The organism is Comamonas sp. DB36 (assembly GCF_057914905.1).
The window spans coordinates 1,227,433-1,240,148 of record NZ_CP196631.1 but is presented as its reverse complement, the minus strand read 5'-3'; the positions used below and the strand labels follow the sequence as shown (position 1 = coordinate 1,240,148).

Here is a 12,716-nt window from a genome sequence, read left to right as displayed (position 1 = left end):
CTCTCTCACTCATTGAATGCACCCCGTTGATAGGCCAACCACTCGCGCGATTCCGGAAAACGCCTGCCCAGCGGGCCGGCCAGCTGCTCCATCGCCAGCCGGTCTCCCAGCGCACGCTCCACCTTGATGCCCAGCCACAGCGACTCGGCGTTGGCCTGCTCGCTGTTGTTCAGGCGGCGGATATAGAACTGGGCACGCGTCACATCCCCCTGAACATACAGCACGTTGGCCAGGTTGTAAGCGACAACCGGATTGCCGGCGTCCATTTCATAGGCCTTGAACAATGCTTCCTCGGACGCCTTGACCTGGCCCGCGCTCTGCAGGCACAGCCCCTTGGCCATCCAGGTCTTGGCCCTGGCCTGGTAGCGCGGCTGCTCGAGCGCCTCGTTGAACAGCCGGTCGGCCTGGGCATAGCGCTTTTGCTGGCACAGCAGCCAGCCGTAGTTGTGCAGCACGTTCGCATCGCGCGGCGCGAGCGCCAGCGCGCGGCGAAAACCGTCCTCGGCGAGCTCGGCATCGCCGAGCTGCATGTAGATCAGGCCGCGCAGCTGGTGGGCTTCGGCATAGTTGGGATCGGTCGCGAGCGACTGCTTGACTTCGTCGAGCGCGACTTCGGTTCTGCCGAGCTGGAAATAACTCGCCGCGAGCTCCATGCGTATGCGTGCACGGCGGCGTATATCGGATTCGTCGGAAGGCGTGACGAGGTCGGCATGCGTGCCGCCGTCGATGCCGCGCGGACCACCCGCACAGCCGGTGAGCAGCACCAGCCCCAGGCAGGCTGCGAAGCCCCAGCCCAGGTAGGAACTTTGCCGTCCGATTTTTCCAGGATTCATGCAGTAAGCCTTATGGCTCCTTCAGGGAGAAGGAGCAATCATGATTGTGCGACGTTTTGCCATGCGCTCCGCGGCGCGCGTGCGGTCCTTGACGTCGCCGGCGAGTTGGCCGCAGGCCGCGTCGATGTCGTCACCACGCGTCTTGCGCACGGTGGTCACGATGCCCGCCTGGGTCAGGATGCGCGCAAACTCGGTCACCTGGGCCGAAGGCGAGCGCAGCAGTCCCGAAGCCGGGAACGGGTTGAACGGAATCAGGTTGAGTTTGCACCATGGGCGGCCGTTGCCATGGCTGCGCACCAGATTCACCAGTTGCTGGGCATGCTCGGGTTGGTCGTTGACGCCGTCGAGCATGCAGTATTCGAAAGTGATGAAGTCGCGCGGCGCATGCTCGAGGTAGCGCTGGCAGGAAGCCAGCAACTCGCTGATCGGGTATTTGCGGTTCAGCGGCACGAGGTCGTCGCGCAGCGCATCGTTGGGCGCGTGCAGCGACACGGCCAGCGCCACGGGGCAGTCCAGGCCCAGGCGGTCCATCATGGGAACGACGCCGGATGTGGACACCGTCACGCGCCGGCGCGACATGCCGTAGCCGTGGTCGTCGAGCATCACGCGCAGCGCGGGCACGAGGGCCGTGTAGTTTTGCAGCGGCTCGCCCATGCCCATCATCACCACGTTGGAGATGACGCGCTCGCTCACGCCCAGGCGCTTGCGCAGCGCATGTTCGGCGAACCACAGCTGGGCGAGGATTTCACCCGTCGTCAGATTGCGACTGAAGCCCTGGTGGCCCGTGGAGCAGAAACGGCAGCCCACGGCGCAACCGGCCTGGGACGAAATGCACAGCGTGCCACGGTCGTCCTCGGGGATGAACACGGCTTCGACCGCATTGCCATCGCCCACATCGAACAGCCATTTGACGGTGCCGTCCTGGGACACATGCTCGGTGATCACCGGCAGCGCCGTGACATGGGCACGCGCCTTGAGCTTCTCGCGCAGGGACTTGGCGAGATCGCTCATTTGTTCAAAGTCGCTCGCACCGCGCTGGTGAATCCAGCGAAACAGCTGCGTCGCCCTGAAACGCTTCTCCCCGAGCTGTTCGCAATAGGCGCACAGTCCGTCGAGATCAAATTCAAGTAGGTTGGTAGTCATATCGGCATGCGGGTCCACGCCGGCCGCAAGGCGCCGGCAGCAAAAGACCCGGAGGTCTTTCGCTGCACAGCGTCCAGGCGATCAACGCGAGTAGATGTTCAGGCCGGGGAAGAAGAAAGCAACTTCCACTGCCGCGGTTTCGGCAGCATCCGAGCCGTGCACTGCATTGGCGTCGATGCTGTCAGCGAAGTCGGCGCGGATCGTGCCGGCTTCAGCCTTCTTGGGGTCGGTTGCACCCATCAGTTCGCGGTTCGTCAGAATCGCGTTTTCGCCTTCCAGGGCCGTGATCATCACGGGACCGGAGATCATGAAGTCGACCAGGTCCTTGAAGAAAGGACGTGCAGCGTGCACAGCGTAGAACTGTTCAGCTTCGTTGCGCGACAGTTGCACCAGACGGGCAGCGACGATCTTCAGGCCAGCGCCTTCGAAGCGGGCGTAGATTTGGCCGATGACGTTCTTTGCAACGGCGTCGGGCTTGATGATGGAGAGAGTGCGTTCGATAGCCATTTGGTTTTCCTTGAGGGTTTTAAAGATTTTTGTCGGTAACAACAAAACCTCTTATTCTAGCGATCTCGGACATACACCTGACTCTCCACCGGGGACTGTCAGCGGCGACCGCGGCGCTGCGCCGTGACGCGCTTGGCTTCCTTGCGCGCGCGCGACAGGCTGTCCTCGCCAATGAAACCGGGTTCGGTCTTGAGCGGATCGGCCTGCACTTCGCTGGCCTGCGTGGGCTTGCGGCCCGGACGCGGCGCGGCGGTGCGCGCGGCAAAAATGCCGCCGCCCTTGCGTGCCGGTGCCGGTGCCGGTGCACGGCCAGCACCGCCCGTACCCCGGGGGTTGGCCGGACGGCCCGTGCCACGTGGCGGGCGCTGCTCGCCTTCGCCTTCGGGGTTCTCGGCAGGAACGCGGGCCGCCTGGCGCAGCGCCTGGATGTCCTTCTCGTCGAGTTCCATGAACGCTCCGCGCTTGAGACCGCGCGGCAGCAGCATCGCGCCGTAGCGGATGCGGATCAGCCGGCTCACGGCGTGGCCCACGGCCTCGAACATGCGCCGCACTTCACGGTTGCGGCCTTCGGAAATCGTCACGCGGTACCAGCAGTTCGCGCCTTCGCCGCCGCCGTCCTCGATAGAGCCGAACGAAGCTTCGCCATCCTCGAGCTTGACGCCGTCGAGCAGGCGCTGCTTTTCTTCCTTGTTGAGCGCGCCGAGCACGCGCACCGCGTACTCGCGCTCCAGGCCGAAGCGCGGGTGCATCAGGTTGTTGGCCAGATCACCCGAGTTGGTGAACAGCAGCAGGCCTTCGGTGTTCAGATCGAGCCGGCCGATGGACTGCCACTTGCCCTGGTGCAGGCGCGGCAGGCGGCGGAACACCGTGGGGCGGTTCTGCGGATCGTCATGGCTCACGACTTCGCCCGCGGGCTTGTGGTAGGCCAGCACGCGCGCTTCGGGCGCTTCGATGCGAAAGCGGATGGGCTTGCCGTTGACCGTGATCTGGTCACCGTACTGTACGCGCTGGCCCACGTGGGCCAGTTCCTTGTTGACCGAAATCTTGCCTTCGAGGATCAGCTTTTCCATCTCGAGGCGCGAGCCCATGCCGGCCTGGGCCAGCACCTTGTGCAGCTTGGGCGATTCGGCCTGGGGCGTGAGCACGCGCTTGGGCAGCGCGGCATCCTCGATCTGCTCCTGGGCGTCGAGCTCGCCCGAAACCACATCGGCAAAATCAAAGCCGTCCTGGGTCGCGGCCACGGGTGCGGCAGGTGCCACCGGGGCGACCGCCGTCGCGCGGCGCGGGCCCTTGCCGAACGCGCCCTTGACCTGCTGGGGACGTGGGCGTGGTTGGGGGCGCTGGCGTGCTGCAGGGCGCGCTGGCTCGTCTGCATCAGGCACGGGAGGCACCGCATTGGGGTTGCCGTCTTTATCCGCCGTCGAATCATTCATCATTTTTTTCCTGTGTCGCATCACTGCGAGACCCTGTTTGTTCAAACCTGGGGCAAAAGCGAAGCCTGCCCGTCTAGGCCCGTGGTGCCCTGCACCGCGGCCGTCTGCGGCGTTTCACCGCCGCCCGATTCCTCTGCCGCGACCGCTGCCGTTTCGGGCGCGGCGGCGGCTGCTGCGTTCTCATCCAGCGCCTTGAAAAGGTCTGGCTGCGGCACGCCTGCCTGCATCGCGGGCAGCTGATCCAGCGAGCGCAATCCCAGATCGTCCAGAAACTGCCGCGTGGTTGCGAGCAGCGCGGGCCGCCCCACCGTCTCGCGATGGCCTATGACTTCGACCCAGCCGCGATCCTCGAATTGCTTGATCAGCAGGCTGTTCACGGTGACACCGCGTATGTCCTCGATGTCGCCGCGCGTGACCGGCTGCTTGTAGGCAATGATCGCCAGCGTCTCGAGCGCCGCACGCGTATAGCGTGGCGGCTTCTCGGGGTGCAGGCGATCCAGATACACACGCATCTCGGGACGGCTTTGAAAGCGCCATCCAGAGGCCACCTGCACCAGCTCCACGCCCCGCAGCGCCCAGTCGTCGCGCAACTCCAGCAGCAGACCTTTGACAGTGTCGGTTCCAAGTGCATCGTCAAAAAGCGCCCGCAGGTCTCGCACGGAGACCGGTAAAGGCGCGCATATCAGAGCAGTTTCCAGAACCCGTTTGGCATCGACCGTATTCATCGTGCAGCGACTCGGGGTAACGCGCCCCGGTGTGGCGGGGCTGGGGAGACAGGCGAAAACGCAGGTGCGTCAGCGTGATCCGGGCATGGCGCTCGCGCGGCGCACACCGGAACCTGGGGCGAATTGTAGCCCAGGCCGCGCAAAATGCTCAGGCGTCCTGCGCTAAGCCCCAGGAATCGCAGGCTGCCTGCATGTCGGCCGGCAGCGGCGCGCGAAACTCCAGCGACTTGCCGGTCATGGGGTGCACGAACGCCAGACGGAACGCATGCAGGGCCTGGCGCTGCATGCCCGCGGCCGGATGGCCGCCGTAGGTGGTGTCGGCGACCAGCGGGTGACCTATGGACGCCATGTGCACGCGAATCTGGTGCGTGCGCCCGGTGTGCAGCGTGCAATGCACCAGCGCGCCTTCGGTGCAGCCGGACAGCAGCGCGAAATCGGTCTGCGCGGTCTTGCCCGCATGCAGGCCCAGATCGACGACAGCCATTTTCAGCCGGTTGCGCGGGTCGCGGCCTATTGGACGGTTCACCGTGCAGGTCCTGGCGCCCAGCCAGGGCTTGTGCGCCAGCGCCAGGTATTGGCGGCTGACGTTGCGCTCGGCGATCAGCGCCACCAGCGCATCCATAGTCAGGCGGTCGCGCGCGACCACCATCAGGCCGCTGGTGTCCTTGTCGAGCCGGTGCACGATGCCCGCGCGCGGCACGACGGCCGCGCCCGGGTCGCGCGCCAGCAGCGCATTGAGCAGCGTGCCGCTCCAATTGCCAGGCGCGGGATGCACGACCATGCCCGGGGCCTTGTTGATGACCAGCAGATGCGCGTCTTCGTAGACGACATCGATGGGCAGGTCTTCGGGCTGGAAGGCCTGGCTTTGCAGCGTGGGCCGCATCTCGATCTGCAACTGGTCGCCGGCCTTGACCTTGAGCGCGGCCTTTTCAACCACGCGCTGGTTGAGCTGGACCGCGCCCAGCGCCAGCAGTTGCTGCAGATAGCTGCGGGAGAATTCGGGCACCAGCGCGCACAGCGCCTTGTCCAGGCGTGTGCCGTGCTGGGCCAGGCTGACCGGGGCCTGGCGCGTTTCGAGAACTTCTTCTTCCAGCGCGCCAGACTCCTCACTGAGAGACGAATCCGGCTCGAGAGAATGAGAGTTCATGATGTGGGGGTGGAGCGCGGCACAGCGCCGTCCCGACGGACGGCGGCTGCGCGCAGCGCATTAACGGGAAGGCAGGTAGCGCGACGGATCGACAGGCTTGCCCTGGCGACGCACTTCGAAATGCAGCTTCACGCGATCGGCATCGGTGCTGCCCATTTCGGCGATTTTCTGGCCCTTGCGCACGCTCTGGTCTTCCTTGACGAGCAAGGTCTGGTTGTGCGCGTAGGCCGTCAGGTAGGTGTTGTTGTGCTTGAGGATGATCAGGTTGCCGTAGCCGCGCAGGCCGGCGCCGGCATAGACCACGCGACCATCAGCCGCCGCGAGCACCGGGTCACCGGCCTTGCCGGCGATGTCGTAGCCCTTGTTGCGCGCTTCGTCGAAGCCCGCGATCAGGCTGCCCGAGGCCGGCCAGATGAAGCCCAGATCATCGTCGCCACCGGTTTGCGCCGAAGCCGCGGGCTTGGCGGGTGCGGCTGGAGCCGGGCTCACGGTGGCCGGCGGCGTCACGGTGGCATCGCCACCGGAGACCACGACAGGCGCGACCGTGCGGCCGCTGCCGGAGTCGCCGGACGACGACTGCGCCATGCCCGACGACGACGACGACGCCGGCGGCACCACGCGCAGCACCTGCCCCACCTCGATCAGGTTGGGATTTTCCAGATTGCTCCAGCGGGAAATGTCCTTCCAGCTTTGGCCGGTTTCCAATCCGATGCGGATCAGGGTGTCACCGGGACGGACCGTGTAATAACCGGGCTTGCCCGCATTTTCAGCGCCGGGCAAGGGCTTGGCGGCCGGTGCCGACGACATAGAGCCTCCCGACGAGGCAGCCGTGCCCCGATCTTCCACTGGAGCCCTGTTCACTTGTGAACCACAGCCTGCAAGCACAAAACCCGCAAGCAGCACAGATCCCCAAGCCCCAAGACTTCGCGATACCAACATAAGCAATCCCTTTTAGGCAATACCAGATTTTAGTGGGACAAAGTTCACTGCCTCGAGAACCGTCCTTTTGAGCCCATAGGGCGTCTTGTCAATGACCAACAAACTTTGCCCGCCGGCGCCGTTGCCCATGGGCGCGACCAGACGACCGCCCACGGCCAGTTGCTCGCACCAGGCATCGGGAATGGCGTCGCCACCCGCGGCGGCGAGAATTCCCGCATACGGCGCTCCCTGGGCATAACCTAGCATACCGTCACCAAAGAGCAGATGCACATGCGCCAGCCGCAGCGGGCGCAGATTCGTGCGGGCTTTCTCGTGCAGACCGCGCAGGCGCTCTATCGAATAGACCTCCTGCGCCACGCGCCCAAGCACCGCCGCCTGGTAGCCGCAGCCGGTGCCGATCTCGAGCACGCGGCCCAGGCCGTTGCGTGCGCATTCGGCCCCCAGCAGCAGCGCAGTCATGCGCGCCACCACGCTGGGCTTGGAGATCGTCTGGCCCAGACCTATGGGCAGACTCGTGTCTTCATAGGCCTGATTGACCAGCGCGCTGTCGACGAAATGGTGGCGCTCGACGCTGGACATGGCCTGCAACACCTGTTGCGAATTCACACCACCTTGTGCCAGCCGCTGCACCATGCGGCTGCGCACGGCAATCGAATCAAGGCCTACGCCCATGGGCATGGGCATGGCTGCAGGCGCGCGCGCGGACTGGCCGGCACCGGGCTTGGCGCTTGGCTTGGCTCCGGACTTGGCGGAGGAAGGACTGGCCGAAGACGCAATCCACGAGGGGAAACCGGGAGGACGCTGCGTCACGGCGTCGACGCCTTGTCGGTGGGGTCAAGCATGCGCGCCGCGGTCTGCGCCCAGTAGCGCAGATTGTCGTGGTCGGTCAGATCGACCTTGAGCGGCGTCATCGCCACATGGCCCTGGGCCGTGGCATGGAAATCCGTGCCATCGGCGTCGTCCTTTGCCGCGCCCGCGCTGCCGATCCAGTACATGACTTCTCCTCGAGGGCTTTCCTGGGTGATGACCCGCTCGGCCGCATGCCTGCGCCCTAGCCGACACAGCTTGAGCGAGCGCATGGCCGCGAGCGGCATATTGGGGATGTTGACGTTGAGCAGCCAGGGCGTGTCGCCCACGAGCTGCTGGGCCTGCATCTGCTGCACGATTTCGCGCGCCTTGGCTGCAGCAGCTTCGATTTCGGTCCAGCCCTTGTCAACCTGGGAAAACGCGATCGCCGGCACGCCGAACAGGTAGCCTTCCATGGCTGCGCCCACGGTGCCCGAGTAGATCGTGTCGTCGCCCATATTGGCGCCGTTGTTGATTCCCGACACCACGAGGTCGGGACGGTAGCCCAGCAGGCCGGTCAGCGCAATGTGCACGCAATCGGCCGGCGTGCCGTTGACATAGCGAAAGCCGTTGGGGGCCTGGTGCACGTACAAAGGCGAGTGCAGCGTCAGGGCATTCGATTTGGCACTGTTGTTGTGCTCAGGAGCGACCACCTCCACATCGGCAATGGTCTTCAACGATTCATAAAGCGCCACGAGTCCGGGCGCTTGATAACCGTCATCGTTGGAAATGAGGATTTTCATGGGATGGAGCGGATTGTAGGCGCCCTCCGACCCGTCGCCACAGGGACAAGCTCAGGCAGGCACTCGCTTCTATCATTCAGGCAACAAAACGACAGGAGACCTGCATGCATGCTTGGCTGTGTACCACGCCCACGGGCGTCGATTCCCTGCAATGGACGGAGCTGCCTACGCCCCAGCCCCAGGCCGGCGAAGTCCTCATAGAGATCAAGGCCGCAAGCCTGAACTTCCCCGACATCCTGATCGTGCAGAACAAATACCAGATCAAGCCGCCGCTGCCGTTCGTGCCGGGCTCGGAGTACGCGGGCGTGGTGCGCGCCGTGGGCGCGGGCGTCGAGCATCTGACGGTAGGCCAGAACGTCGCCTGTCTCACGGGCACGGGCGGCTTCGGCAGCCATGTGATCGCTCCCGCCGCGGCCTGCCTGCCGCTGCCCGCTGATTTTCCGCTGGTCGATGCCGCGGCCTTCATCATGACCTACGCGACCTCCCACCACGCGCTGATAGACCGCGCGCAGCTGCGCGCCGGCGAGACCTTGCTGGTGCTGGGCGCGGCCGGCGGCGTGGGCACGGCAGCGATCCAGATCGCCAAGGCCGCGGGCGCACGCGTGATTGCCGCGGCCTCGAGCGACGAGAAGTGCGCGCTGTGCACCACCCTGGGCGCCGACGCGACCATCAACTACAGCAGCAGCGACCTGCGCGAAGCCCTCAAGGCTGCCACCGGCGGCAAGGGCCCGGACGTGATCTACGACCCGGTGGGCGGCGATCTGGCCGAGCCCGCGTTCCGCTCCATCGCCTGGCGCGGCCGCTACCTCGTGGTCGGTTTCGCGGCCGGCCCGATTCCCGCCCTGCCCTGGAACCTGGCGCTGCTCAAGGGAGCATCGCTGGTCGGCGTCTTCTGGGGCGAGTTCCAGCGGCGCGAACCCCAAGCCAACGCCGCGATGATGGCCGAGCTACTGGACTGGTACCGCGCAGGCCGTATCAAGCCCGTGATCGACACCACCATGCCCATGGCCGAGCTGCAGGCCGCCTATGCGCGCATGGGCTCGCGCGCCGTGATGGGCAAGCTGGTGCTGACACGATGAACTGACGGGGAAACAGCTGCCGCCGCTGTGGGCTTTGGCTCTGAGCGGGCCGCAAAGTGAGTGCTACACTGCGCGCCTTTTCCCGGCTGGCGCCGCGCGCGCCTGCCCCAGGCCGCGCACCGCGTACCGGGCCTTGACGCCCGGCGCCGCGGCTGGGCGCGCAGTCACCTCGCTCCCCCCAGAAAATCCCGCATGCAACTGAGCTTCAGCACCTACTACACCCTTATCTGCGCAGCCCTGGTGCTGCTGGCCGGCAAATTCCTGGTCCACAGAATCCGTTTCCTGCGCGACTTCAATATTCCCGAGCCTGTGGCCGGCGGCCTGCTCGCGGCAGCGGTGATCTTCACCATCCACCAGTTCACCGGCTACTCCTTCGTGTTCAGCAGCGAGCTGCAGACCGGCTTCATGCTGCTGTTCTTCGCCTCGATAGGTCTGAGCGCCAACTTCGCCAAGCTGCGCGAAGGCGGGGCCGGCCTGGTGTTCTTCCTGGTCATCATCACCTTCTTCATCCTGGTGCAGAACGCCGTCGGCATTGGACTGGCAGGCGCACTGGGGCTGGATCCTCTGATCGGCCTGATTGCCGGCTCGATCACGCTGGTCGGCGGCCACGGCACGGCCGGTGCCTGGGGCGTGGTGCTCGAGAACGAGCATGGCGTGCAAGGTGCGGTGACGCTGGGCATTGCCTGCGCGACCTTTGGCCTGGTCATAGGCGGACTGATCGGCGGCCCGCTGGCCAAGGGCCTGATCACGCGCTACCGTCTGACCAATCCCGCGGCCGCGGCGGTCAACGACGCGACGGCTTCCCTGTCCAATGACGCCAACTTCGAGAATCCGCAGAAAGTCCGGCTGATCACCACCGAGGCGGCAATCGAGACGCTGGCGCTGTTTGCCGCCTGCCTGGGCTTTGCCGAGTTCATGACCGCCTTTTCCCAGGGCACGTTCTTCCAGCTGCCGACCTTCGTCTGGGCGCTGGGCGGCGGCGTGCTGCTGCGCAACACGCTGAACTACCTGTTCAACTTCCAGGTGTTCGACCGTGCGATCGACCTGTTCGGCAATGTGGGCCTGTCGGTCTACCTGGCCATTGCGCTGCTGTCGCTCAAGCTCTGGGAACTCAGCGGCCTGGCCGCGCCGCTGATGGTGATCCTGCTTGCGCAGACGCTGACCATGGCGCTGTACGCGGCCTTCGTGACGTTCCGCATGATGGGCAAGGACTACGACGCCGCCGTGCTCGCCGCGGGCCACTGCGGCTTCGGCATGGGCGCCACGCCCACGGCGATTGCCAACATGCAGGCCATCACCAACCAGTACGGCCCCTCGCACAAGTCGTTCCTGATCGTGCCCATGGTAGGGGCGTTTTTCATCGACATCGTGAATGCTGCGATGATTCAGCTGTTCATCAAACTATTGCCATGAGGTGAATCCATGCTGCCGCACGCGCCCGAACCGACCCGTTTGAATTCCTGGCAGCGCGCGGCAGTGGCGACCAGCCTGCTTGCCGCCGCGCTGCTTGCCGCCTGCGGCCATCTGCCTGCGGACGACGCCGCCGCGTCCGCCGCCAGCGCCCCCGAAGCCGCATCGGGCTGGAGCGAGAAGCCCGGCTGGGCCACGCAGGACTTCGCCGTTGCCTCGGGCCATCCCCTGGCAACGCAGGCCGGCTACGACATCCTGCGCGCCGGCGGCTCGGCCCTCGATGCCGCGATTGCCGTGCAGATGGTGCTGACGCTGGTCGAGCCGCAGTCCAGCGGCATAGGCGGCGGCGCCTTTCTGCTGCATGCCCAGGGCGACAAGGTGCAGGCTTACGACGGCCGCGAAACCGCGCCTGCTGCCGTCGATGAAAAGCTTTTCCTGCAGGCCGACGGCAAGCCGCTGGCCTTCAACGCCGCCATGGCCAGCGGGCGCTCGGTGGGCGTGCCGGGCGCGGTGCGCATGCTCGAGCAGGCCCACCGCGTGCATGGCAAGCTGCCCTGGGCGCAGCTGTTTCAGCCCGCGATCGATCTGGCCGAGAATGGCTTCCCCGTGAGCCACCGCCTGCATACGCTGCTGGGCAACGACAAGCTGCTGGCGCGCGACCCCGTGGCGCGCGCCTATTTCTACGACGCCGCGGGCAAGCCCTGGCCCATAGACCATCTGCTCAAGAACCCCGAGCTGGCCCAGGTGCTGCGCGGCATTGCATCCGAGGGTTCGCGCGGCCTGCTCGAAGGCCCGACGGCGCGGGCCATCGTCGACGCCGTGCGCACCCATCCGGGCGGCGCCGGCCGGCTGAGCCTGGCCGATCTTTCGGGCTACCAGCCGCGCGAGCGCCAGCCGCTGTGCCATGACTACCAGGTGCGGATTCCCGCAAGCCAGCACAGCTACCGGCTGTGCGGCTTTCCGCCGCCGAGTTCGGGGGCGATCGCCATAGGCCAGATCCTGGGCATGCTCCAGCAGACGCCCGCCAACGGACTGCCGCTGGGCGACGACGGCCTGCCGGGCGCCGAATGGCTGCACTATTACAGCGAAGCCGCGCGCCTGGCCTATGCCGACCGCGCGCTCTATCTCGCCGACCCCGATTTCGTGCGGCCGCCGGCCGGCAGCTGGCACAGCCTGCTCGCGCCCGGCTATCTGAGCCAGCGCGCCCAGCTCATAGGCCCGCGTCACATGCCCACGGCCGCGGCCGGAACGCCATCGCCCCAGCCCGCGCGCGTGTCGTTCGCGCCCATGGCACAGCAGCCCGAATACGGCACCAGCCACATCAGCATCGTTGACGCCCATGGCAATGCGCTGGCGCTCACGACCACCATCGAAGCCCAGTTCGGCGCGCGCCGCATGGTCAACACCAGCCTGGGCAGCGAACGCCCGCGCAGCGGCGGCTTTCTGCTCAACAACCAGTTGACCGATTTCAGCTTCAGCCCGCGCGGCGCCAATGGCGCCCCCGTCGCCAACCGCGTGGAAGCCGGCAAGCGCCCGCGCTCGTCGATGTCACCCACGCTGGTGTTCGACAACGCCACGGGCCAGCTGCTCGCCAGCGCCGGCAGCCCCGGCGGCGCGCAGATCATCCACTACACCGGCAAGGCGCTCTACGCCATGCTGCACTGGGGGCTGATGCCCCAGCAGGCCATAGACCTGCCCAACTTCGGCAACATCAGCGGCCCGACGCAACTCGAGCAGCAGCGTTTTCCCGCGGCCACGGTGCGGGCGCTGCAGGCACGCGGCGGTGCAGTCCAGCAGATCGAGATGACCAGCGGCCTGCAGGTGATCGTGCGCGGCAGCGCCCATGGCCAGCCCATGTGGTTCAGCGGCTCCGACGCGCGCCGCGAAGGCAGCGTGATGGGCAACTGAGGC

At 66.2% G+C, this 12,716-nt stretch carries 12 protein-coding genes; 3 read left to right on the top strand and 9 right to left on the bottom strand.

The window, feature by feature from the left end; all coding sequences use genetic code 11:
- Positions 1 to 5: 5 nt before the first annotated feature.
- The 9 genes from pilW to surE form a co-directional block, all read right to left on the bottom strand.
- A complete protein-coding gene (gene pilW, locus ACSVDO_RS05900; protein ID WP_489595306.1) occupies positions 6 to 833 on the bottom strand; it encodes a type IV pilus biogenesis/stability protein PilW in 828 nt (275 codons plus the stop codon).
- Positions 834 to 854: 21 nt separating this feature from the next.
- Complete coding sequence (rlmN, locus tag ACSVDO_RS05895; protein WP_332681701.1) at positions 855 to 1,976, bottom strand: dual-specificity RNA methyltransferase RlmN; 1,122 nt, start codon at positions 1,974 to 1,976, stop codon at positions 855 to 857.
- Positions 1,977 to 2,057: 81 nt separating this feature from the next.
- A complete protein-coding gene (ndk, locus tag ACSVDO_RS05890) occupies positions 2,058 to 2,483 on the bottom strand; it encodes a nucleoside-diphosphate kinase (protein WP_213304770.1) in 426 nt (141 codons plus the stop codon).
- Between the two features lie 98 nt (positions 2,484 to 2,581).
- Entirely contained in the window at positions 2,582 to 3,916 is a 1,335-nt protein-coding gene (locus tag ACSVDO_RS05885; protein WP_489595305.1) for a pseudouridine synthase, read from the bottom strand.
- Between the two features lie 41 nt (positions 3,917 to 3,957).
- Positions 3,958 to 4,641 (bottom strand): SMC-Scp complex subunit ScpB, encoded by a 684-nt coding sequence (scpB, locus tag ACSVDO_RS05880; protein WP_489595304.1) that lies wholly within the window; start codon positions 4,639 to 4,641, stop codon positions 3,958 to 3,960.
- A gap of 148 nt (positions 4,642 to 4,789) precedes the next feature.
- Positions 4,790 to 5,788, bottom strand: a complete 999-nt coding sequence (locus ACSVDO_RS05875; protein WP_332535074.1) for an RluA family pseudouridine synthase — start codon at positions 5,786 to 5,788, stop codon at positions 4,790 to 4,792.
- A gap of 60 nt (positions 5,789 to 5,848) precedes the next feature.
- Positions 5,849 to 6,727 (bottom strand): peptidoglycan DD-metalloendopeptidase family protein, encoded by an 879-nt coding sequence (locus ACSVDO_RS05870; RefSeq protein ID WP_489595303.1) that lies wholly within the window; start codon positions 6,725 to 6,727, stop codon positions 5,849 to 5,851.
- Between the two features lie 12 nt (positions 6,728 to 6,739).
- Positions 6,740 to 7,537, bottom strand: coding sequence for a protein-L-isoaspartate(D-aspartate) O-methyltransferase (locus tag ACSVDO_RS05865; protein WP_489595302.1), 798 nt, complete (start codon positions 7,535 to 7,537; stop codon positions 6,740 to 6,742).
- A complete protein-coding gene (gene surE, locus ACSVDO_RS05860; RefSeq protein ID WP_332535070.1) occupies positions 7,534 to 8,316 on the bottom strand; it encodes a 5'/3'-nucleotidase SurE in 783 nt (260 codons plus the stop codon). Before surE ends, ACSVDO_RS05865 begins: the two co-directional genes overlap by 4 nt.
- 104 nt (positions 8,317 to 8,420) lie before the next feature.
- Here surE and ACSVDO_RS05855 point away from each other — a divergent pair, with 104 nt between their 5' ends.
- From ACSVDO_RS05855 to ACSVDO_RS05845, 3 genes are all read left to right on the top strand, one after another.
- Entirely contained in the window at positions 8,421 to 9,395 is a 975-nt protein-coding gene (locus tag ACSVDO_RS05855; protein ID WP_489595301.1) for an NADPH:quinone oxidoreductase family protein, read from the top strand.
- Positions 9,396 to 9,587: 192 nt separating this feature from the next.
- Positions 9,588 to 10,808 carry a sodium/glutamate symporter gene (gltS, locus tag ACSVDO_RS05850; protein ID WP_489595300.1) on the top strand — a complete coding sequence of 407 codons (1,221 nt, stop codon included), beginning with the start codon at positions 9,588 to 9,590 and terminating at the stop codon, positions 10,806 to 10,808.
- Positions 10,809 to 10,817: 9 nt separating this feature from the next.
- Positions 10,818 to 12,713, top strand: coding sequence for a gamma-glutamyltransferase family protein (locus ACSVDO_RS05845; RefSeq protein WP_489595299.1), 1,896 nt, complete (start codon positions 10,818 to 10,820; stop codon positions 12,711 to 12,713).
- Positions 12,714 to 12,716: the final 3 nt, after the last annotated feature.